Origin of the sequence: Tepidanaerobacter sp. EBM-49, assembly GCF_001896645.1 — a bacterium.
Taxonomy (GTDB): Bacteria; Bacillota; Thermosediminibacteria; order Thermosediminibacterales; family Tepidanaerobacteraceae; genus Tepidanaerobacter; species Tepidanaerobacter syntrophicus.
The window spans coordinates 14,827-37,431 of record NZ_MPPE01000044.1; the positions used below are offsets into that span (position 1 = coordinate 14,827).

The 22,605-nt window shown below is 39.5% G+C and carries 21 protein-coding genes and 3 tRNA genes; 20 read left to right on the forward strand and 4 right to left on the reverse strand.

Annotated elements, in window-relative coordinates; translation table 11 throughout:
* Positions 1 to 5: 5 nt before the first annotated feature.
* Positions 6 to 1,016 carry an ABC transporter ATP-binding protein gene (locus tag BUE08_RS08025; RefSeq protein ID WP_286680702.1) on the reverse strand — a complete coding sequence of 337 codons (1,011 nt, stop codon included), beginning with the start codon at positions 1,014 to 1,016 and terminating at the stop codon, positions 6 to 8.
* A 641-nt stretch (positions 1,017 to 1,657) separates the two neighbouring features.
* On the opposite strand from BUE08_RS08025, the gene guaB reads away from it, so the two are divergent.
* The 7 genes from guaB (at position 1,658) to radA (ending at position 11,643) form a co-directional block, all read left to right on the forward strand.
* Positions 1,658 to 3,106: an IMP dehydrogenase gene (guaB, locus tag BUE08_RS08030; protein ID WP_059032984.1), complete on the forward strand. Its 1,449-nt coding sequence runs from the start codon at positions 1,658 to 1,660 to the stop codon at positions 3,104 to 3,106.
* A gap of 232 nt (positions 3,107 to 3,338) precedes the next feature.
* Entirely contained in the window at positions 3,339 to 5,420 is a 2,082-nt protein-coding gene (gene fusA, locus BUE08_RS08035) for an elongation factor G (RefSeq protein WP_059032983.1), read from the forward strand.
* 225 nt (positions 5,421 to 5,645) lie between these two features.
* Positions 5,646 to 6,131: a CtsR family transcriptional regulator gene (locus BUE08_RS08040; protein ID WP_059032982.1), complete on the forward strand. Its 486-nt coding sequence runs from the start codon at positions 5,646 to 5,648 to the stop codon at positions 6,129 to 6,131.
* Positions 6,128 to 6,688: a UvrB/UvrC motif-containing protein gene (locus BUE08_RS08045; RefSeq protein ID WP_213997335.1), complete on the forward strand. Its 561-nt coding sequence runs from the start codon at positions 6,128 to 6,130 to the stop codon at positions 6,686 to 6,688. Before BUE08_RS08040 ends, BUE08_RS08045 begins: the two co-directional genes overlap by 4 nt.
* A gap of 12 nt (positions 6,689 to 6,700) precedes the next feature.
* Positions 6,701 to 7,753, forward strand: coding sequence for a protein arginine kinase (locus tag BUE08_RS08050; RefSeq protein WP_213951773.1), 1,053 nt, complete (start codon positions 6,701 to 6,703; stop codon positions 7,751 to 7,753).
* Positions 7,754 to 7,762: 9 nt separating this feature from the next.
* Positions 7,763 to 10,201 carry an ATP-dependent Clp protease ATP-binding subunit gene (locus BUE08_RS08055; protein ID WP_213997336.1) on the forward strand — a complete coding sequence of 813 codons (2,439 nt, stop codon included), beginning with the start codon at positions 7,763 to 7,765 and terminating at the stop codon, positions 10,199 to 10,201.
* A gap of 95 nt (positions 10,202 to 10,296) precedes the next feature.
* Positions 10,297 to 11,643 carry a DNA repair protein RadA gene (gene radA / locus BUE08_RS08060; RefSeq protein WP_286680703.1) on the forward strand — a complete coding sequence of 449 codons (1,347 nt, stop codon included), beginning with the start codon at positions 10,297 to 10,299 and terminating at the stop codon, positions 11,641 to 11,643.
* Between the two features lie 32 nt (positions 11,644 to 11,675).
* On the opposite strand, the gene BUE08_RS08065 is transcribed toward radA, so the two are convergent.
* Together BUE08_RS08065 and BUE08_RS08070 are read right to left on the reverse strand one after the other, a co-directional pair.
* Entirely contained in the window at positions 11,676 to 12,071 is a 396-nt protein-coding gene (locus tag BUE08_RS08065) for a nucleoside triphosphate pyrophosphohydrolase family protein (protein ID WP_059032977.1), read from the reverse strand.
* A gap of 328 nt (positions 12,072 to 12,399) precedes the next feature.
* On the reverse strand, positions 12,400 to 12,576 hold the full coding sequence (locus tag BUE08_RS08070; protein WP_213951776.1) for a hypothetical protein: 177 nt from the start codon (positions 12,574 to 12,576) through the stop codon (positions 12,400 to 12,402).
* Between the two features lie 329 nt (positions 12,577 to 12,905).
* Here BUE08_RS08070 and BUE08_RS08075 point away from each other — a divergent pair, with 329 nt between their 5' ends.
* From BUE08_RS08075 to BUE08_RS08105, 7 genes are all read left to right on the forward strand, one after another.
* Positions 12,906 to 13,382, forward strand: coding sequence for a CarD family transcriptional regulator (locus BUE08_RS08075; protein ID WP_213951777.1), 477 nt, complete (start codon positions 12,906 to 12,908; stop codon positions 13,380 to 13,382).
* Positions 13,383 to 13,514: 132 nt separating this feature from the next.
* Positions 13,515 to 14,603 carry a PIN/TRAM domain-containing protein gene (locus BUE08_RS08080; protein ID WP_286680704.1) on the forward strand — a complete coding sequence of 363 codons (1,089 nt, stop codon included), beginning with the start codon at positions 13,515 to 13,517 and terminating at the stop codon, positions 14,601 to 14,603.
* A gap of 18 nt (positions 14,604 to 14,621) precedes the next feature.
* On the forward strand, positions 14,622 to 15,323 hold the full coding sequence (gene ispD / locus BUE08_RS08085; RefSeq protein ID WP_213997217.1) for a 2-C-methyl-D-erythritol 4-phosphate cytidylyltransferase: 702 nt from the start codon (positions 14,622 to 14,624) through the stop codon (positions 15,321 to 15,323).
* A 3-nt stretch (positions 15,324 to 15,326) separates the two neighbouring features.
* Entirely contained in the window at positions 15,327 to 15,800 is a 474-nt protein-coding gene (gene ispF, locus BUE08_RS08090) for a 2-C-methyl-D-erythritol 2,4-cyclodiphosphate synthase (protein WP_213997215.1), read from the forward strand.
* A gap of 338 nt (positions 15,801 to 16,138) precedes the next feature.
* Entirely contained in the window at positions 16,139 to 16,813 is a 675-nt protein-coding gene (gene epsC, locus BUE08_RS08095) for a serine O-acetyltransferase (protein WP_213951781.1), read from the forward strand.
* A gap of 45 nt (positions 16,814 to 16,858) precedes the next feature.
* A complete protein-coding gene (gene cysS / locus BUE08_RS08100) occupies positions 16,859 to 18,259 on the forward strand; it encodes a cysteine--tRNA ligase (RefSeq protein ID WP_213997214.1) in 1,401 nt (466 codons plus the stop codon).
* A 76-nt stretch (positions 18,260 to 18,335) separates the two neighbouring features.
* Positions 18,336 to 18,692 carry a Mini-ribonuclease 3 gene (locus BUE08_RS08105; protein WP_273039415.1) on the forward strand — a complete coding sequence of 119 codons (357 nt, stop codon included), beginning with the start codon at positions 18,336 to 18,338 and terminating at the stop codon, positions 18,690 to 18,692.
* Here BUE08_RS08105 and thyX read toward each other — a convergent pair.
* Positions 18,689 to 19,846 carry an FAD-dependent thymidylate synthase gene (gene thyX, locus BUE08_RS08110; RefSeq protein WP_286680705.1) on the reverse strand — a complete coding sequence of 386 codons (1,158 nt, stop codon included), beginning with the start codon at positions 19,844 to 19,846 and terminating at the stop codon, positions 18,689 to 18,691. The two genes, BUE08_RS08105 and thyX, sit on opposite strands and share 4 nt — an antisense overlap.
* A gap of 88 nt (positions 19,847 to 19,934) precedes the next feature.
* Here thyX and rlmB point away from each other — a divergent pair, with 88 nt between their 5' ends.
* The 6 genes from rlmB to BUE08_RS08140 all read left to right on the forward strand — a co-directional run bounded on the left by rlmB (position 19,935) and on the right by BUE08_RS08140 (position 22,427).
* Positions 19,935 to 20,690, forward strand: coding sequence for a 23S rRNA (guanosine(2251)-2'-O)-methyltransferase RlmB (gene rlmB, locus BUE08_RS08115; protein WP_353682108.1), 756 nt, complete (start codon positions 19,935 to 19,937; stop codon positions 20,688 to 20,690).
* Positions 20,671 to 21,198, forward strand: a complete 528-nt coding sequence (locus BUE08_RS08120) for an NYN domain-containing protein (protein WP_213951784.1) — start codon at positions 20,671 to 20,673, stop codon at positions 21,196 to 21,198. The genes rlmB and BUE08_RS08120 overlap by 20 nt, the downstream gene beginning before the upstream one ends.
* An 83-nt stretch (positions 21,199 to 21,281) precedes the next feature.
* Complete coding sequence (gene sigH, locus BUE08_RS08125; RefSeq protein WP_083497662.1) at positions 21,282 to 21,944, forward strand: RNA polymerase sporulation sigma factor SigH; 663 nt, start codon at positions 21,282 to 21,284, stop codon at positions 21,942 to 21,944.
* Between the two features lie 53 nt (positions 21,945 to 21,997).
* Positions 21,998 to 22,074: transfer RNA gene (locus tag BUE08_RS08130), tRNA-Gly, on the forward strand.
* Between the two features lie 195 nt (positions 22,075 to 22,269).
* Positions 22,270 to 22,346: transfer RNA gene (locus BUE08_RS08135), tRNA-Met, on the forward strand.
* Positions 22,347 to 22,351: 5 nt separating this feature from the next.
* Positions 22,352 to 22,427, forward strand: a tRNA-Thr gene (locus tag BUE08_RS08140).
* Positions 22,428 to 22,605: the final 178 nt, after the last annotated feature.

Below are 22,605 nucleotides of genomic sequence, written 5' to 3' on the forward strand. Positions count from 1 at the left end.
TATCTTTACAACAACGGAAAGTGGCACTTTACCCAACGACCTGAATTTTCAATTACTTCCTTGTATTCGGGTGTAGTGGTACGACATATGTCTTGGACATATTCACATCTTGGAGCAAACCTACATCCCGGCGGGGGATTCAAGAGGCTGGGCGGATCTCCTGGTATCACCTCCAGTCTTTTGTTTTTGTTCTTTAAATCCATTACAGTATTTACAATACCTTTAGTATACGGATGCGCAGGGCTATGGAATATACTAAAAACATCAGCATTTTCCATTATTTGGCCCGCATACATTATAGAAACTCTGTCAGCCATCTCTGCGACAACGCCAAGGTCATGAGTTATCAGGACAAGTGTCATGCCAATTTCTGTCTTTAACTGTTTTATCAATTCGAGTATTTGAGCTTGTATTGTAACATCTAAAGAGGTTGTAGGCTCATCTGCTATAAGGACTTTTGGCCTACATGCTAAGGCTATAGCTATCATGACACGCTGTTTCATACCTCCGGAAAGCTCGTGAGGATAGTTTTCCATTCTACTTTCAGGCGCAGGGATTCTTACAAGTCTTAGCATTTCAAGGGCTTTTTCTCGTGCCTCTTTTCCTTTTAAACCCTGATTTAATTCCACCGCCTCCATAATTTGGCGCCCTATTGTCCAAGAAGGATTAAGTGAAGACATAGGCTCCTGAAGTATTAATGCGATTCCTTTGCCTCTAATATTTCTAAGCTGGGTAGAACTCATCTTTAGTATGTCCTTACCCTCGAAAAAAACACTCCCTGCCAGTATCTTTCCCGGCGGTGAAGGAATTAGTCGAAGCATGGAAAGGGCAGCAACTGACTTACCACAGCCGGATTCACCAACTATAGCCACGGTTTCGCCCCTTTTTACATGGAGGCTTATGCCTTCAACAGCGCTTATTTCCCCATCTCTTACAAAAAAATGTGTTACAAGGTTTCTTACAGAAAGTATAGCGTCTTCATTAGCTCTTTCCGATGCGCCCTGAACTGTAGACAAAATAATCCCTCCTAGTTAACTTTACAAAATTTTATGGTATTTTATTAATACATTCTGAAAGTTTATAAAGGCATTTTACTTTTTATTATATAGCAAATGCAATAAAAAGAATAACAAAAAATATTATAAATTGTTTTGCTTATCATCAAAGATGAGCAGCTAGTTTCGCAAAAAACTTTATTTTTATGTAAGGATACTTAAATAGAATAAAATAAGAAAGGCATATAGCTAAATTAGTTATTTTCGGCAATTTAGAAAAAGTGCTTAAAATTAAGGGAGGAATTGTATAAACTTTTTGCGGATCACTCATTTGCAAGTTTAACTACTTGGTAATTTGCAAGAAATAAAAATAAATTTTTTACATAAAATTATGATAATTCTTTCCGCAATAAGTTTTTATCAACCCCTGTAAACTGACTTGTTTTATAAAATAAATATATATATTCGACAAAAATAATTAAATTCCTCTTTTTTCAAAATTATTTTTATTTTTGATATCAATTTTCATTCTCATGGAAAAGGCGGCATTATAAATTTTACATACTTTATTTTGTATACATTTCCCCGTTGACAGTGATATTAAACTTTGATAAACTTTGAGACAATACAATAATGAAGTAAATATTGTTGGGGGCGATTTTTTGGATAAATTTTCCAAAGAGGGCTTAAGCTTTGACGATGTTTTGGTAATACCTGCCAAGTCTGAGATATTGCCAAGAGAAGTAGACATTTCTACAAGGCTTACAAATAAAATAAAACTAAATATACCTATCATAAGTGCCGGAATGGACACGGTAACCGAAGCCAGACTCGCTATCGCAATAGCGCGGGAGGGCGGCATCGGAATAATCCATAAAAATATGTCGATTGAGATGCAGGCAACGGAAGTAGACAAGGTTAAAAGGTCTGAACATGGTGTTATCGTTGATCCTTTCTATTTATCGCCGGACAATGTCATAGGAGACGCCTTAGAACTCATGGAGCGATATAAAATATCAGGCGTTCCCATAACAGAAGGCACAAAACTTGTTGGCATCCTTACAAATAGAGATCTAAGGTTTGAAGATGATCCGACGAAGAAAATAAGCGAAGTAATGACAAAAGAAAACCTTGTTACAGCACCGGTAGGCACTACTCTTGAAGAAGCCATGCAGATTCTTAAAAAACATAAGATAGAAAAGCTTCCTTTAGTAGATGAAAACTATAATCTAAAAGGGCTTATCACTATAAAAGATATAGAAAAAGCAATTAAATATCCAAATTCTGCAAAAGATAAGACAGGAAGACTTTTAGTTGGAGCAGCCGTCGGGGTAACAGACGACATGAAAGAACGACTAAAAGCTCTTGTGGAAGCTAAAGTAGATGTTATAGTAGTTGATACTGCACACGGCCATTCAAAGGGTGTTCTAGATGCAGTGTATGAAATTAAAAAGATGTATCCCGACCTTCAACTTATAGCAGGCAATGTCGCAACACCCGAAGCCACAAGAGACCTTATAAACGCAGGAGCTGATGCGGTAAAGGTGGGAATGGGACCCGGCTCTATTTGCACGACACGAGTAGTAGCAGGCATAGGAGTGCCTCAGGTTACTGCAATTTATGACTGTTCACAGGAAGCTGCAAAATATGGCATCCCCATCATAGCTGATGGTGGTATAAAATACTCAGGAGACATAGTAAAAGCAATAGCTGCAGGGGCAGACAGCGTAATGCTGGGAAGCCTTTTTGCGGGAACAGAAGAAAGCCCGGGAGAAATTGAAATATACAGTGGTCGAAGCTTTAAAGTATACCGGGGCATGGGTTCTATAGGGGCTATGGAGCATGGCAGCAAAGATAGATACTTCCAGGAACATATGAAAAAGTTGGTGCCTGAAGGTATTGAAGGCCGCGTGCCTTATAAAGGACCTCTTTCTGAGACAGTATATCAATTACTTGGAGGGCTTAGGGCAGGTATGGGGTATTGCGGTGCAAAGAATATAGAGGAACTTAAGAAAGCAAAGTTTATCAGAATAACGGAATCCGGACTAAAAGAGAGCCATCCCCATGATGTTTATATAACAAAGGAGGCTCCCAATTACTCACAAATATAAAATCCGGGAATTATTTATATGACAGGATCGACAAGTATCGGTCCTGTTTGACTATATAAATATAACTTTTGCATTGCTCAAGATGCCGGACTATGATATTATTTTTATTAGCAGACATTTTTGTAAAAGCACAAGCAGGAATTAAATTATCAAAATAGAATTATACAATTAAACAATGTTTATATTTTCAGCAATTAACTATTTCACTATTTACTAAGAGGAGGAGATACGGTTGAAAAGCTACAAAAGCGACATGATAAGGAACATAGGCCTGATTGGTCATAGCGGCTCCGGAAAGACATCTTTAGCTGAAGCAATGCTGTATAACTCAGGCGCAATCGATCGATTAGGGAGAATCGATGAAGGTACTACGGTATGTGATTATGATCCGGAGGAAATTAAACGGAAAATTTCCATAAATAATGCGATTGCTCCCTGTGAATGGAAAGGCACAAAAATAAATATTGTCGACACCCCCGGATACTTTGACTTTGTAGGCGAGGTTAAAAGTGCCCTTAGAGTAGTTGAGAATGCAGTTATAGCTGTTTGCGCCGTATCTGGCGTTGAAGTTGGAACTGAGCAAGTATTTGAATATGCAGAAAAGGAAAATCTTCCGCGCATATTCTTTATAAATAAGATGGATCGGGAAAATGCCAATTTTTATAAAGTTGCCGACCAAATAAAAGAATTTTTTGGCCCAAAAGCAGTTCTAGTGCAGCTTCCCATTGGCTCGGAAGCAAATTTCAGCGGTATAGTTGATATAATATCTCAAAAAGCATTTGCCTTTGATGACAAAAAACTGAAAGAGTGCCCAATTCCAGAGGATTTAAATGATGCTGTTGAAGAAAACAGAACAGCACTGCTTGAAGCCATTGCTGAAACAGATGATGAGATTTTGGCAAAATACCTCGAGGGAGAAGAACTGACTGAAGAAGAAATCCAAAAAGGCTTACATAAAGGTATAGTATCAGGTCTCATATACCCGGTGCTTTGCGGCTCGTCCCTTACAAACAAAGGAATCGATTTACTACTGGATATGATTTGCAAATATGCCGCATCTCCGGAAGAAAGACCGGCAGAAAAAGGAGTAAAACCGGGCACAAATGAAGAAATCACCATAAAGTGCAGCACGTCCGAACCATTCTCAGCGCTTGTGTTCAAGACTATGGCAGATCCATATGTAGGAAAACTAACCTTGTTTAAGGTATTTTCAGGCAGCATAAAATCTGACAGCGTGGTATACAATGTTACCCAAAATCAAACTGAAAAGTTCGGGCAAATTTATATATTAAAAGGTAAAAAACAAGAAAATACGTCTGAAGTAGTAGCCGGCGACATAGCCGCAGTGGCAAAATTGCAGTATACTACAACAAATGATACCCTTGCAGACAAGGATCACCCTGTTTTGCTAAAGCCCATAGAATTTCCAAAACCCGTGCTTACACTTGCGGCACAGCCCAAATCATCTGGAGATGAAGACAAGATATCATCAGGCCTTGCAAGACTTATGGAAGAAGATAAGACTTTTGAAGTTACAAAAGATCCGGAAACAGGTCAGCTTCTTGTATCAGGAATGGGAGAAATACACTTAGAGGTTTTAGCGGCAAGACTTGCCAATAAGTTTGGTTCCGAAGTAGTTTTAGAACTTCCTAAAATCCCTTATCGCGAGACGATTCGCGAAAGCGTAAAAGTTGAAGGCAAACATAAAAAGCAAAGCGGCGGCCGAGGCCAGTACGGCCATGTTTGGATTGAGTTACAGCCTACTGACTTAAACGAAGAATTTCAATTTGAAGATAAAATTTTTGGCGGCGCTGTTCCGAAACAATATATCCCAGCAGTTGAAAAGGGTATCCGCGAAGCACTAAAAGAAGGCGTAGTTGCAGGTTATCCGATGATAGGAATAAAGGCAATTTTGTATGATGGATCCTTTCACCCTGTAGATTCATCTGAAATGGCTTTTAAAATAGCGGCTTCGATGGCCTTTAAGAAAGGGGCCCTTCAGGCGAAACCTGTTCTGTTAGAGCCTATCATGGACTTAACTGTTGTAGTGCCGGAAAGCTATATGGGCGATATTATAGGGGATTTGAATAAGCGGCGGGGCAGAGTTTTAGGTATGGAGCAAAAAGATGGAATGCAGCATATCAAAGCTCAAGTGCCTATGTCTGAAATACTTCGCTATGCTACGGATTTGCGGTCAATGACCCAGGGAAGAGGGCATTTTACTGCAACCTTTAGCCATTATGAAGAAGTTCCTGCTCAGATCGCAGAGAAAATAATAGCAGAGGCCCAAAGCCAGAAAAATAACAAAGAATAGTTATTTGGCTTAATATGCAGGAGAAGGGACACGAACCTTCTCCTGCATTTTTTAATCACGTTTTTAATTCTGCTGTAATTCTGAGCGCAGCGAAGAATCTTACTGCATATTTACATTTAATCAGATAGTACTTGCATATTTTCACTAGTTGCAATATAATATAATCAAAGGTCAGAGAAAGTCAATTATCAAGCGGCAAAACTATCCGCGGGAAAGGGGGATATTATGGCGAATTTGTCAGATATAATCGAAGACTTCATTAAAGAAATGTTTGATAATATCCCGGAAGGAATCTTAGAAATACAAAGAAACGAAATGGCAAATCAGTTTCAATGCGCCCCATCCCAGATAAACTATGTATTGACAACGCGCTTTACGCTAGAGCGCGGATATTTCGTGGAAAGCCGCAGAGGCGGCGGAGGGTATATAAGAATAAAAAAACTTAAGATGTGTGAAAATGAATGTTTAAGAGACATACTGGATTTTATCGGCGATTCCCTTTCTGCCTCTGACGCAAAAGATATTGTAAACAGGCTGTGGGAGGAGAATGTGATAACGGAACGGGAGAAAGAAATATTGCGGGCGGTAATGAATGAATATAATCTGCCGGCAGAACCTTCAGACCGTGATTTAATTAGAGCAAAACTTATGAAAGCGATAATCGCAGTTATAATGGATTTTCAAGCTAGAAAAGGAGGCAAAAAGCAATGATGTGTGAAGAATGCCATGTAAGACCGGCGACGATTCATATTACAAAGATAGTAAATAACGAGAAAGTTCAAATGCATCTATGCGAAGTATGCGCAAAACAAAAGCACTTAGGATTTCCTATGGGCTTTAGCATATTTGGAATAGGCGATTTTGGAGATGCTGATTTTTCGATGGGTAAACTGCTTTCGAGTTTTTTTGAACCGGTAGGAGAGCAGTTTGATAATATATCTACAGGTGTTAAATGCGAGGGTTGTGGCCTTACCTTTGATGATTTTATCCAGACAGGAAGGTTTGGATGCAGCAAATGTTATACCACTTTCAAAGAGCAGATAAATCCGCTTCTTCGCAGAATACACGGCAAAACTTATCATGTAGGCAAGGTTCCAAGAAGAACCGGAGGACAGCTTAGAATTAAGCATGAAATAGATCGTCTTAAAGCCGAGCTGCAGGAAGCGGTTAATGCAGAAGAATATGAACGTGCTGCGGTAATAAGAGATAAAATAAAGCAGTTGGAAGAAATAAGAGAAACAAAGGAAGAGAATCCGAAAAACGAATAGGAGATGAGAGCGATGGGCATAGAACAACTGATGGATCCTTCAAGAATCAAATGGATAAGCTCGCCAGGCCCGGAAAGCGACATAATAGTAAGCAGCAGGATTAGGCTGGCACGCAATATAAGCGATGTGCCTTTTCCTCATCTTCTATCAGATGAAGCAGCAGAGGCTATTATAAATGACGTATACGAAATTTTAAGATCAGACCCGAATATGGGAGCTGAAATTGAGTTATATAAGATGGCCGATCTTTCAGATGAGCAGAAGATATTGCTTTCTGAGCTGCACTTAATAAGTCCCGACTTAGCATATGCAGCAGATGGCGCAGTAGCTGTCAATCAGGACGAGACAATAAGTATTATGATAAATGAAGAAGACCATTTGAGAATGCAGGTGATGATGCCGGGCCTTCAGTTAGATGAAGCATTCCAAGAAATCGACAAAATAGACGATCTCTTGGAATCAAAGCTGGATTTTGCATTTGATGAGAAGATAGGGTATCTTACAGCATGTCCGACCAATGTTGGAACGGGCATGCGAGCTTCAGTAATGATGCACCTTCCTGTGCTTACGATGATGAATCAAATGGGACAGATATTTGCCACAATAGCCCAAGTCGGACTTGTTGTTCGCGGAATTTATGGAGAAGGTTCACAAGCTAATGGCAACTTATATCAAATATCTAACCAAATAACCCTGGGAAAATCAGAAGCTGATATAATTCAAAATGTAATGGGTGTAGCTCGGCAGATATTAATGAGCGAACGCAAGATAAGAAAGAGTCTTTCCGGAGAGGCAAGGATACGCCTGGAAGATAAAATACTTCGATCATATGGGATACTCACAAATGCAAAAATTATATCATCCAGCGAGGCATTAAGCTATATATCCGATGTGAAATTAGGTGTAGATTTAGGCATTATAGAAGATGTAGATCCAGTTATTTTAAACAGTTTATTTATTATGACGGGGCCCGCCTATATTCAGGGAGTTTCAAACAATGAAATGTCACCGATTGAGCGAGACCTATACAGGGCGAACTTTATACGACAAAAAATAAAAAAATGAGGTGAGAATATGAACGGAAGGTTTACCGAACGAGCACAAAAAGTAATAGCACATGCCCAAGAAGAGGCAAGGCGACTTAACCATAATGTGGTAGGTACCGAACACCTTTTACTGGGGCTTTTGAGAGAAGATGAAGGAATCGCAGCTCGCGCTCTTAAAAACCTTGGCGTTGATGCGGATAAAGTCAGGAATCAAGTTGAAATGATGATAGGCGTAGGACCCTTTGCAGTGCAGGGACCCATCGGCTATACACCAAGGGCAAAAAGAGTAATGGAGCTTGCTATAGATGAATCAAGAAGATTAGGCCATAATTATGTAGGCACTGAGCATATCTTACTTGGACTTATTCGCGAAGGCGAAGGAGTCGCGGCCCAAGTGCTGACTAATTTAGGCGTAAGCCTTGATAAAGCACGAGAGGAGGTATTGAGTCTCTTGATGGATGCAAAAGGGCAGACTAATTTTAGGAAATCCTCCAGTACGCCTACACTGAATCAATTTGGCAGAGACTTGACAGAATTAGCTTCTGAGGGCAAATTAGATCCAGTAGTGGGACGAGAGAAAGAAATTGAACGAGTTATTCAGGTTTTAACCCGCCGTACCAAAAACAACCCATGCCTTATTGGAGAGCCTGGTGTGGGGAAAACGGCGGTGGTGGAAGGGCTTGCCCAGAAGATTATTGAGCAAGATGTCCCGGAGATTTTAAAGGATAAACGAGTGGTAAGTCTGGACATGGCATCTCTTGTAGCAGGTACTAAGTTCCGCGGAGAGTTTGAAGAGCGCTTGAAAAAAATAATGGCAGAGATAAAACAAGCAGGCAATGTTATCCTATTCATTGACGAAATGCATACAATTATAGGAGCCGGTGCCGCAGAAGGCGCTATCGATGCATCTAATATATTAAAGCCGGCTCTAGCCAGAGGGGAAATCCAGACAATAGGGGCTACTACAATTGACGAATATCGCAAGTATATAGAAAAGGATCCGGCTTTAGAGCGCAGGTTCCAGCCTATAATGATTGAAGAACCCACTGTGGAGGAAACTATTGAAATATTAAAAGGGCTCAGAGACAGATATGAGGCGCATCATCGCGTAAAAATCTCTGATGAGGCTATCGAAGCTGCAGCGAAGCTGTCGCATAGATATATTACCGATAGGTTTTTGCCTGATAAGGCCATTGATTTAATTGATGAGGCAGCCTCAAGAGTTCGCTTAAAAACATTGACGGCGCCGCCGGAGCTTCGCGAGCTTGAAGAAGAATTAGAAGGTATTCGCAAAGAGAAAGATGCTGCTATAAGAGCTCAGGAATTTGAGAAAGCTGCTGCCTTAAGAGATAAAGAACAGGAAATAAAGCAGAAGATAGAGAAGCTAAAAGAACTGTGGCAAAAAGACTACAACTTCGAAAATTCCACAGTTACAGCTGAAGATATTGCAAATATCGTAGGAATGTGGACTGGAATTCCCGTAAACCGGCTTACCGAAGAGGAGTCAGAACGTCTCTTAAAACTTGAAGAAGTTTTACACAATAGAGTTATAGGACAGGATGAAGCGGTGAAAGCTGTTGCAAAAGCTATCAGAAGGGCATATGCAGGACTTAAAGATCCGTCAAGACCCATAGGTTCATTTATATTCTTAGGTCCTACCGGTGTTGGAAAGACAGAACTTGCCAGAGCCTTAGCTGATGCGATGTTTGGCGATGAAGATGCGCTAATCAGGCTTGATATGTCCGAGTATATGGAAAAATTTGCGGTCTCAAGAATTGTTGGAGCTCCTCCGGGATATGTAGGTTATGAAGAAGGCGGAGAATTAACCGAAAAAGTTCGCCGCAGACCATATTCTGTAATACTATTTGATGAAATAGAAAAGGCCCATCCCGATGTCTTTAACATCCTACTACAGATTTTGGAAGATGGAAGGCTTACTGATTCTAAAGGTAGAACTGTGGACTTCAGAAATACAATCCTGATCATGACTTCAAATGTTGGCGCAAACCTAATCCAAAAACCGAAGACCCTAGGTTTTGGACCGGCACAGGAAGAAAGCAAAAACTATGAAGATATGAAGAGCATGGTCCTAGAAGAACTTAGAAAGACATTCAAGCCGGAATTTTTAAACCGAATTGACGAGATTATAGTTTTCCATCCGCTAAGCGAGGAACATATAAGAGAAATAGTAACGCTGATGATAGACGAACTTAATAAGAGACTTGGTGAAAAACAAATTTCTATTGAAGTTACGGACAGAGCAAAAGATATGCTGGCAAAAGAAGGTTATGATCCGATGTATGGCGCAAGACCCCTTCGCCGAGTAATTCAAAAGAGGATAGAAGACAGGCTTTCAGAAGAACTGCTAAAAGGCAATATCTCCGAAGGCGATGTAGTGTCGATAGATGTAGACGAAAACGGTGATTATGTATTTAAAAGGAAAGAAGTTTTTACACCGCTTAGCTAAAACTTAAAAAAATCCTAATGCAGAAGGCAGCAAAGACAGGATAAAAGTCTTCAGCTGCCTTCTGTTTTACTTGAATAGAAGCTGGAGGGAGAAGTTTGAAGGAGAAAAAGCGCTTTATTTGTCAGCAGTGCGGTGCTGTTTTACCTAAATGGATGGGAAAGTGTCCGGAATGCAACAGCTGGAACAGTATTGTAGAAGAGATGATAGTATCTCCTGCCGGCAGCACCCATAGAACTTACAAGCAGCCAGTAAGTCTAAATGATATTGTTTATTCTGAGGAAGAAAGGATACTGACATCTATAGGCGAGCTGGACCGAGTGCTTGGTGGCGGGATTGTTCCGGGAAGCCTCATTTTAGTAGGCGGGGATCCGGGAATCGGAAAATCCACTCTCATGCTGCAGATCTGCGGAAATTTAAGTAAAAACAGAAAAGTTTTATATATATCAGGCGAAGAATCAGAAAAACAAATAAAACTTCGAGCTGACAGACTTGGAATTAAAAATGGCACTATGTATATAATGGCTGAAAATAATATGGATGAGATTGAGGCTGTCATTAGCGAGATAAAACCTGATATAGCGATTATCGATTCAATTCAAACGGTATACTTTCCTCAGATTTCCTCAGGGCCGGGAAGCGTAAGTCAAATAAGAGAGGCTACCGTAAAATGTCTAAGGCTTGCAAAGGAAACGGGTTCAGCCATATTTATTGTAGGACATGTTACTAAAGAAGGAAGCCTTGCGGGTCCGAAACTCCTTGAGCATATGGTAGACTGTGTGCTCTATTTTGAAGGCGAGCGATATTATTCCTATAGGTTGCTTAGAGCAGTTAAGAATCGCTTCGGTTCCACAAATGAAATAGGTATCTTTGAAATGAGGGACAAGGGGCTTGCCGAGGTGGACAGTCCTTCAAAGTATTTGCTTTCAGGCAAGCCAAACGGCACACCCGGATCCGCTGTCGTATGTATTTTAGAAGGAACCAGGCCTCTTTTAGTTGAAGTTCAGGCCCTTGTATCTAAATCAGGATTTACCCTTCCAAGGCGTCAGACCTCAGGAATAGATTATAATCGAGCAGTTCTCCTGACTGCCGTTTTAGAAAAGAAGCTGGGATTTATACTGGCACAGCAAGACATATTTGTAAATGTAGCCGGCGGCATTAAAATAAATGAACCGGGAGCGGATTTGGCAATAGTTCTTGCCATAGCTTCCAGCTTCAAAAATCGTCCCGTGGCAGAAAATACAGTGATAATAGGCGAAGTAGGTCTTGCAGGAGAAGTAAGAGCGGTAAATCATATGGAAAAACGCATAAAAGAAGCAGCAAAACTTGGATTTTCAAGAGCCATAATTCCCAGTGAAAACGCTGCTGAGATATCAAATATCGCAGAAATAAAAGTTGATGGAGTAAAAAATATACGAGAGGCTGTAGAGGCAGGATTGGAATGAAAATAAAAAGCCGAGCAAACTCAGTCGGCTTTTTAGGATAGATTGTATATACCTAATGTTGATAACTTTTCATTTTCCTCATACAGAATATCTTTGAGGCTAAGGTCTAAAAGATTACAAAGTGCAGCGATATAAAAAAGATGGTTTCCTATTTCCTGTTCGATTACTTCTCTGCAGTTTTCGCAAAGCTTCCCGTCGAGATGAGTTTCCATATATGAAGCCAATTCGCAAAGACTTATGTCAGCGGGGATCTGCTGCTTTTTTGCGTTTATCTGTATACAACCGCAGCTGGTAACTGACTTGGATATGGCACGGTTAACCCTTGCAGAAGTTTCATCAATTTTTGCAAGCACATCTATGATACTTTTATGTCTGACTAAACAATTTGTGACAGTATTCTGAAATTCTTCCAAGTCAAGATCTTTCACTTGGACTCCCCCTTGCAATAGTATATCTTTCTTCTATTATAGGCATCAGGCGCCTCTTTTGTCAAATGAAAAATTCCGCAAGATAGTGTCAAGTAATGTTGGAAAAGAGTACAAAGAGCACAGAGGTGGAGCACATAACAGCACAATGAACAGCACAGGCAGCATAGCACAGAGGGACGGTTCTTTTGTGTTGTCAGACAACACAAAAGAACCGTCCCTCTGTGCTATTTGTGCTTGAGTTAGCTGGTCTCTGTGCTATGCGCTATCGGCAAGGGAAAACTCGTGTACAAAAAAACAAGCGGAGAATAGATACTCCGCCTTATATTCGCTACATTACGATGTAATGTTCTTTTTCGCAGACTTCTTTGACTTCGCGAGGACATAATGTTTTATCGCCCCAAGCTTCTAGAATGCAGTAACATATCGGGCCATAGCAAGTATCCTCGCATTTGAGAAATTGGCAAGTGGAAATATCAGTAAAATCTACCTTTTGAGGAATTGCCATAAATAGCCTTCCTTTCATATTTCCGTTTTTGACAGCAATTGATAATATTATAATAACACAGAGCGAACTGAATATCAATAAAATTCTTACAATAGAGAAAATATTCTTTTTCACAAATGTAATTAGAGCTGCGAAACTATATAATTCTTTGGTTTTCATATTTAACTTATTGCTATTATCCTCGCAGATATTTTAGCCCTTGTGAAAACTTTCAGCAACTACGTTGACATACTGCATATTGCGTAGTATAATTAAAGATTATTATTTGACAAATATGCAATTTTATGGTATACTAATACGTATATATAATGGGGAGGAGGAACAGCTGGATGTTTAATATCGGGGATAAAGTAGTATATCCAATGCACGGAGCAGGAATTATAGAAGCAATTGAAGAAAAGGAAATCCTAGGCGAAAAACAAAAATACTACATTATGAAGATGCCCATAGGTAACATGAAAGTAATGATACCGCTAAATCATATAGAAGATATAGGTATACGAGAAGTGGCAAGGGAAGATGAAATACAAGAGGCATTTAATGTGCTCCAAGGCCAAGAAAGCAAAATGTCTTCTAACTGGAACCGCCGCTATAGAGCAAATATGGACAAAATACGAAGTGGAGATATTCTGCAGGTGGCAGAAGTAGTAAGAAATTTATCTTTAAGAGAAAAGGAAAAGGGCCTTTCAACCGGAGAACGAAAGATGTTGGAAAATGCAAAGCATATTTTAATAAGCGAAATAGTGCTGAGCAAAAATATACAGGAAGATGAAGCGCTTCAGATGATCGAAAATGCATTCATTTGAAGCGCATTTTTTTATTAAAAAGCTAACTTGCTATAAATTTGTGCCAAATGTGGATTTAATTACTTATTTATTATATAATTTAAAAGTAAATAAAAAATTTAATGTTGCGCAGCCGAATGGAGGTGGCAATTATTGCAAAATAAAGCTTTACGAATTATTATTGCAATTATAGGTCTTGGCATTGGCTTTGAAATCATGTCTTTATTGTTTTACTTTAATAGTTATTTTAATTTTTTTACTTTTAGTTATCTTACCGCACTTATAATTACTCTTTTAGGAACTTTAACTTCCGGAATCATATTTTATTTTTTAAGCCCACGTATTATTAATATTTTTGAAAAAACCAGTCAGTGGATTGAAAATAAGCTGCAAAAAACTCCTATGCAAGATATCTTGTATGGATTTTTTGGAATGGTAATGGGCCTTTTACTCGCAAATCTTTTTAACCGGGCCTTTCTCGGTATTCCATGGGTGGGCGGGTATATACCAATAATCCTCAATATAATAATGGCCTATTTGGGTGCAAGTGTTGCTCTGAAGAAAAAAGATGAATTGACAAATATCATTGCATCTTCCGTGGGCAATTTGCAAAAAAAGAAAAAGAAATCATCGGTAATAAGCTTGGTAAGGCCAAAAATACTAGATACAAGCGTAATTATTGACGGTCGTATAGCCGATATTTGCAAAACGGGATTCATAGAAGGTACACTTGTTATTCCGGGATTTGTGTTAGAAGAATTGCGGCATATCGCTGATTCTTCCGACAGCCTTAAAAGAAACCGAGGCAGAAGAGGTCTTGACATTCTTAATATAATTCAAAAAGAAGTAGATATGGAAGTGGAGATTTACGAGGGGGACTTTGAAGACATAGCGGAGGTTGACAGCAAGCTGGTGAAGCTTGCTCAGCTAATTGACGGGTGCATAATTACTAATGATTTTAATCTAAACAAAGTAGCTGAATTTCAAAAGGTCAAGGTATTAAATATCAATGAACTGGCAAATGCTTTAAAACCAATTGTTCTTCCCGGCGAAGAGATGGTAGTGCAAGTTATAAAGGACGGCAAGGAAAGCGGACAGGGAATAGCCTACCTTGACGACGGAACTATGATAGTGGTAGACGGCGGGAAAAAATATATAGGCGAAACTATTGAAGTACTGGTTACAAGTGTACTCCAGACCGCTGCCGGTAGAATGATATTTGCAAAGCCTAAATCCGCTTAATTTTGAGGTGAATTGTCTATGCAAGTGTGTGCCGTAATAGCTGCCGGTGGCCAGGGAAAACGCATGAACAGCAATGTAAGCAAGCAGTTTTTAACTATAAAGGGACATCCTATACTTTACTATACATTAAATAAGTTTGAGAAAATGAAAATTTTAAATGAAATTATCCTTGTGGTGCCACCGGCTGACGTAAAATATACGAAAGAACAGATAATAAAGAAGTATGGTTTTAAGAAGACAAGAATAGTGGAAGGCGGTAAAGAACGCCAAGATTCTGTATACAACGGATTAAAAGCGCTTCCTAAAGATGCTGATATTGTTGTTATACATGATGGCGTAAGGCCTTTTATTCCGGTAAAAATCATAGAAAATAGTATTGAGGCTGCAGCTGAATGTGATGCCGTAGGCGTTGCGGTGCCGGTAAAAGACACGATTAAGGTAGTTGACGATAAAAGCATAGTAAAGACTACGCCGGATCGTAAGGCTTTGTGGGCTATACAAACGCCTCAGACTTTCAAATACGATGTTATTATGAAAGCGTACGAGAAAGCTATGGAAGATGGTTTTTACGGAACTGATGATACAGTTCTAGTTGAGCGGATGGGTCTTCCTGTAAAAATAATTGAAGGTTCCTATGAAAACATAAAGATAACTACGCCTGAAGATATAATATTTGCAGAAGCTTTTGTATCAATGGGGCTTGCAGATCCAAGGAGGTAGTATATGAGAATAGGTATTGGCTATGATGTTCATCGGCTTATAGAAGGCAGAAAGCTTATATTAGGAGGAGTTGCAATTCCTTTCGAAAAAGGACTTTTAGGGCATTCAGATGCAGATGTCTTGGTGCATGCTATAAATGATGCCTTATTAGGGGCTGCGGCATTGGGCGATATAGGCACTCACTTTCCGGACACCGACATTAAATACAAAGATATTTCTAGCATTTTACTGCTTAAGGAAGTCAAAAAGATTTTAAGTGAAGCAGGATATAAGGTAGTTAATATCGATTCAGTGATATGTGCCGAGAGACCGAAACTATCCCCTTATATTAATGAAATGCGGGAAAATATTGCAGCTGCTTTAGCAATAGACAAAAATAGAGTAAGCATTAAGGCTACTACCACAGAAAAACTAGGTTTTGAGGGGCGTGAAGAGGGGATTTCGTCACAGGCTGTATGCCTTATTGAGAAATTATGAATTTTGTAAGTAGTACTTGACTTTACAGATTAAATTTAATAGTATATAAACAAAAGTAAATAAATTGAAGCGTTGAAGGGATTTGTAGGCTTGACACCCCTTGTAGAGAGAAACCGTCACCGGCTGAAAGCGGTTTTAAGGAAGACAAGACCGAAATTGCGTCCCGGAGCTCATACCTCGAAATTAAGTAGGGGCTATGCGGCGTGAGCCGTTAAAGGTTTTAAGTTATAAGACAGAGTGGAACCGCGAGTCTTTCGCCTCTGAGAGGTGAAAGACTTTTTTGTTACCCAAAAAGTTTAAAGTTAAGGTGAAAATACTGTATCGGGAGGAAAATATACATGTTCGATATTATCAAGGAAGATATAAAGACGGTTTTCGAGAGGGATCCTGCTGCAAAAAGCGTAATAGAGGTTATCTTGTGCTACCCAGGATTTCATGCGATTTTATTGCACCGCTTAGCCCATGTTTTTTATCGTCATAACCTAACACTGATAGCGCGTATAATTTCCCAAATCAACCGCTTCTTTACAGGTATAGAAATTCACCCGGGTGCAAAGATAGGCAAAAGATTTTTCATAGACCACGGCATGGGCGTTGTTATAGGGGAAACTGCCGAAATAGGCGACGATGTTACCCTGTATCAGGGAGTAACTCTTGGAGGGACTGGCAAAGAAAAAGGCAAAAGGCATCCTACCTTAGGCAACAATATTGTCGTAGGCGCAGGTGCAAAAGTGCTGGGACCGGTAACAATAGGCGATAATTCTAAAATTGGCGCAGGCGCTGTTGTATTAAAAAATGTTCCGCCTAATTCAACAGTTGTGGGAGTTCCGGGAAAAGCAGTAGTAAGAGAGAAGATTAATTTTGCCGAGGCTGATTTTACGAAAGTAGACTTAAATCACCATCTGCTTCCCGATCCGGTAGCAGATATGATGAAGAGTTTGCAGAAAAAGATAGAAACATTAGAGATGAGGATTGCGTTTTTAGAAAAAGAGCTTAATTCAAAAACAGGCTAGAAAGGTTTTTGCAATTAAAGAAAACAAATAGACGGAGGCTTGAAAATGCTAATTTACAATACACTTACTCGAAAGAAAGAAGAATTTGTGCCGCTTAAAGACAATCATGTAACAATCTATACATGCGGCCCTACGGTATACGATTTTTTTCACATAGGCAATGCCAGGGTTTTTATCACGTTTGACATGGTAAGGAATTATTTAAAATTTCGCGGATATAAAGTAACATTTGTACAAAATTTTACCGATATTGATGACAAAATGATAAAAAGAGCCAATGAAGAAGGCATTACCGTAAAAGAACTAGGAGACCGCTTTATCGATGAGTACTTTAAGGATGCCGACGCCCTTGGAATAGCCCGGGCAGATGTGCATCCCCGGGCGACTGAGCACATAGACGACATAATTTCTTTAATCAAAACTTTAATTGACAAAGGATATGCCTATGTAGTGGAAGGCGATGTGTATTATGATACGAGTAAATTTAAGGAATATGGGAAACTTTCCCACCAAAACATAGACGAACTTAAAGCTGGTGCCAGAATCGAGCCGGGAGAAAAGAAGAAAGATCCTATGGATTTTGCACTATGGAAAGCCCAAAAGCCGGGTGAACCCGGATGGGACAGCCCCTGGGGTAAAGGAAGGCCCGGATGGCATATCGAGTGTTCGGTTATGGCAATGAAATATCTTGGAGAAACAATAGATATACATGGCGGAGGCCCTGATCTTATCTTTCCCCATCACGAAAACGAGATAGCTCAGAGCGAAGCTGCTACAGGCAAGCCTTTTGCAAGGTATTTTATGCATGTGGGATATTTGAACATTAACAATCAAAAGATGTCCAAGTCTCTCGGAAATTTCTTTACCGTAAGAGACATATTGAAGGTGTATGATCCGGAAACGGTAAGATTCTTTATGCTGTCATCCCACTACAGAAGTCCTATTAATTTTAGCGAAGAGCTGATACAGCAGGCGGCAAATGCCTTGGAGCGTTTTTATAACGCACTTTATGCCATGGAACACCTTGAAAGTTCGGCAAAGGACAAAGACCTTACGGCGCCATGCAAGGAGTATCTAAAAAAACTTGAGCTCAACAGGCAGGAATTTATAAGGGCTATGGATGACGATTTTAATACCGCAGATGCAATCGCTTCTCTTTTTAATATAGTGCGCGATTATAATATGAATATTGATGAAGAGTCTCCAAAGAAACTAATTACCGATACAAAAAATGCCCTTCTTTCCTTAGGCGATGTGCTGGGCTTTTTCCGCAAGTTTAACGAGAAAACATTACTGGATGAAGAAATTGAGAAAAAAATTCAAGAAAGACAGAAAGCACGAGAAGAAAAAAATTATCAGCTGGCAGATAAAATAAGAGATGAGCTGAAGGCAAAAGGAATAATATTGGAAGATACCCCTGCCGGCGTCAGGTGGAAAAGAATATAAAATTTTGGAGTGATTTATTATTTCAGGCAATAAAAACGAAAACAAGTTAAGCCCCGATGAGCTTTCTGCATTAGCCTTGGCTTTTGTAGGAGATGGGGTATTTGATTTATTTATCAGAACAAAGATTGTAGGCAGCGGTAAAAAAGTAAGAGACCTTCACAAAGAAGCAGTAGATTATGTGAAGGCCTCTGCACAAGCCGAAATTCTAAAAGCATTAGAACCGGAGCTTACACCCCACGAAATCAATATAGTAAGAAATGCAAGAAACGCCAAGGTAAACACTATCCCTAAGCATGCGGATATCATGGATTATCATTACAGCACAGCTTTCGAAGCCTTATTGGGATATCTTTTTCTTAGCGGCCAGACCGAACGGCTGCATAAAATTTTAAATATGGCTTTTGATTATAGAAATGAAAAGATTAAAGCTTAATTTGATTTTAAAGGAGGATATTTTCCACATCCGAATTTACCCTCAGGACAATATCCTAATTTTTCGCAAGGAGCCCCAGCCGTCTCGAAGAGACTTGGGGCGATTTTTTTTACTTCCTCCAGCATCATATAGGCGAGATTGCGAATTTCTGTTTGAGCCCTCTCACAGCAGCGCAGGTTAAAGAAGTTATGTAGACTTCTGACATTCATGGTCATAACTAACTTTGTCTGGGTGCCAAGGGGCAGTATGTATCTTGCATCCTCTTGATCTATTCCGGATTTTATAAGATCGATGTAGCGTTTTTTACAGGCATCAAGTCCCTTAATGTATGTTAATAAAGTCCGAGGATCTCGGGAGATACTTTCAGGTACTGTGGCATAGTATTTTTTATCAACACAGGTTTCCATCAAATCTGTAACTTCTCTTGCAAAAGAAGGGCTTTTTAGACATGATTCAAGAAATTTTTCTTCATCGTAGGAAGAATTTGCAAAATCCATATCTTCATAAATGTATTTAATAAACTTTCTGGCAAGGTCATCCTCAATTAGAATTTTGCCGTCTTTTTGCAACCCTTCAAAAAAGGCGCCCTTTAGCACAGAATCAAATTCTTTTGGAAATGCGACGGCAAACTTGTTATTCTCTGACAATGTTCCTGCGCCGTCAAAGATGCCCCGCATATATGAAGACATATTTAAATCTTTAATATCTTGAGGCATATGACCTTCTGCATTGTTTTTTGCTACAAGAGATTTATATACTTCTTTAGTTATATCAGAATTTTTTAAGGCAAAAGCAAGGCCTTCCATATAACTTTTAGTTTCCATCTCTAATGTTCTATCCGCGCCTTTTGATGATAATTCTTTATCGAAAGGATTATTGTATCGCAAACTCTGCACTGAATAAGATGCTATCCTGTGCCGAGTTATTTGAGAAAGCAGTGACCTGCTTACTCCGTCTATTGCAAAAGTAAAGCTGGCATGTTCCATCGGGGACATATGCCCCATATCTATAAGCTTTTTGATAAAAGCCGAAGCTTTTTCAGGAGTTAAATTTTCCATAATCTCCCAAGCCTCAGTATTCGAATAACAAAGCCGAGCTGCAGCGGCTACAGTTCTTTCCGGCTCCGGCGTATGGCTTAAAACAGTTACCTTCATAGTGAACCTCCTTGACTTTTTCAAAAAATTAAAATATCATTTGTACAAACCTTTTCTTGATTATAACATAAAATAGGAGTTGATTAAGATTAATGAAGATCAAATAGAAGGAAGAAATTCTGTATGGGAAGCTTTAAATGCAGGAAGACCCATAAATAAAATTTATATAAAGAAAGGCGAGTACCATGGCTTGATAAAGGATATAATAGCCAAAGCAAAGGAGACAGGAATACCTTTTGCGGAGGTAGATGAAAAAGCATTTTATTCAATTGCAAAAACCTCGGGGCATCAAGGGGTAATAGCCAAAACTTCTCCAAAAGATTACTGCAGCGTCCAGGATATCTTGAAAGCTGCCTCTGATCTTAAAGAAGATCCGTTAATCTTTATTTTAAATGAACTTACCGATCCTGAAAATTTAGGCAGCATTATTAGGACCGCTGAAGGGCTTGGCGCCCACGGAATTATAATACCAAAAAACAGGGCTTGTGGCATAACCCCGGCTGTGACTAAGATATCTTCAGGAGCTGTAGAATATATGAGAATAGCCAGGGTTACTAATATAGCACGGACAATAGACGAACTAAAAGAAAAAGGTTTGTGGATAATCGGTGCTGATGCAGAGGGGAAAAATTATTTTGAGGTAGATCTTACCGGACCTGTTGCTCTTGTAATTGGCGGTGAGGACAAGGGTTTGGGTAAACTAGTAAAGCAAAAATGCGATATACTGGTGAGAATCCCGCTAAAAGGACATATAACTTCGCTTAATGCATCTGTGGCTGCATCTATTATAGGATATGACATATTAAGGCAGAGGATAACAAAAAATGGACAGAGGACATCGTGAATATCTTCTAGTAGACGGCTACAATATTATTAACGCCTGGCCTGAATTAGTTGAAGAAGCCAATGAGGTGGATTTAGCCTCTGCCCGGGACAAACTGATAGATATTATGGCTGATTATTCTGCCTTTACCGGCATTTGTGTTATCTTAGTTTTTGATGCCCATCAAGCAAATAAAAATACCCGGACAAGCTATATTATAAACGGAGTCGAAGTGATTTATACCAAAAGCGGTGAAACAGCAGACCATTATATAGAAAAAATTGCAGATGCTCTAGGAAAACAAGAAAAAATAAGGGTTGCAACTTCAGACTGGATAGAGCAACAAATAGTGATGGGCAGGGGAGCAGCCAGGATTTCGGCAAGAGAGCTCCATGAAGAGGTAAAAAGCTTAAGAGCCAAAAGACAGCGCATTATAAAAAATGAGCCTGAAAAGGGGCAGACATTAGCAGATATAATCGACCCAGATTTAAAAGAACAGCTGGGAAAACAAATAAAAGGCGAAAATTAGCAAAAACATGGAAGCTAAAGACTTGACTAATGCAGTAAAAATGCGCTATAATAACATTTGTAGCGTAAGCTCTTTAAAAAATCATGGGGGCGATCTTATTGAATGTTGGGCTTCCTAAAGAGGAATGTCTTTCTTTTGATGACATGACCGATGAAGATATAGTATGTGAAGCCACTAATGGCGACCATGAGGCACTTGAATATATCATTAACAAGTATAAAAACTTTGTTAAATCTAAAGCTAGATCATACTTCTTAATAGGCGCTGATCGTGAAGATATTATACAAGAAGGTATGATCGGACTGTATAAAGCCATCAGAGATTTTAATCCTGACAGGCTTGCCTCCTTTAGAGCCTTTGCGGAGCTTTGCGTAACAAGGCAGATAATTACTGCTATAAAGACGGCCACAAGACAAAAGCACATTCCGCTGAATTCTTATGTCTCACTTAACAAGCCGCTTTATGATGAGGATTCGGACAGAACATTGATGGACATTATTTCAGGTGTAAAGATTTCTGATCCGGAAGAACTTATAATAAGCCAAGAAGAGTTTGAAGAAATCGAAGATAAAATGGGCGAGATTTTAAGCAAACTAGAGTGGCAGGTATTGGTCTCGTATTTAGGCGGTAAATCTTATCAAGAAATTGCATGCGAGCTTAAGCGCCATGTTAAATCCATTGATAATGCGCTTCAGCGGGTAAAACGCAAATTAGAGAAGTATCTTGAAGTAAGAAATATGTGTTAAATCTTGGCATGCCCAAAAGGTTTCTAAGCAACCGGCTTTATAATTGCTTATATGCGGGAATAGCTCAGCTGGCTAGAGCGTCAGCCTTCCAAGCTGAATGTCGCGGGTTCGAATCCCGTTTCCCGCTCCATTATATAAAAAAAGAGTATGCCCTCTGAATCTTATATATTAGAGGTGCATATATTTTTTTGTAAAGGCTGCAGGGCTTCACAATAAGCAAAACATTTCAACCTTGACGAATATCTAAATTTATATTAGAATAAAAGACGCAGCAGGATTAGATAGATTGTATAATTAAGACTCTTTTCTATATCAAACAACTTGCCGCGGGGTGGAGCAGCCAGGTAGCTCGTCGGGCTCATAACCCGGAGGTCGTCGGTTCAAATCCGGCCCCCGCAACCAAACAAGCCCACGTAGCTCAGGAGGCAGAGCGTCGCCTTGGTAAGGCGGAGGTCACCGGTTCAAGCCCGGTCGTGGGCTCCATTTTTGCATTAAATATATTTGAAAATTCGCTTTTAAAATCAACAAAGCTACGATTTATATTACTTTTGAATTGCAATTTACATATCTAAGGAGGATAACCATGGCAAAGCAAAAATATGAAAGAAAAAAGCCCCATATTAATATAGGGACAATAGGTCACGTAGACCACGGCAAAACA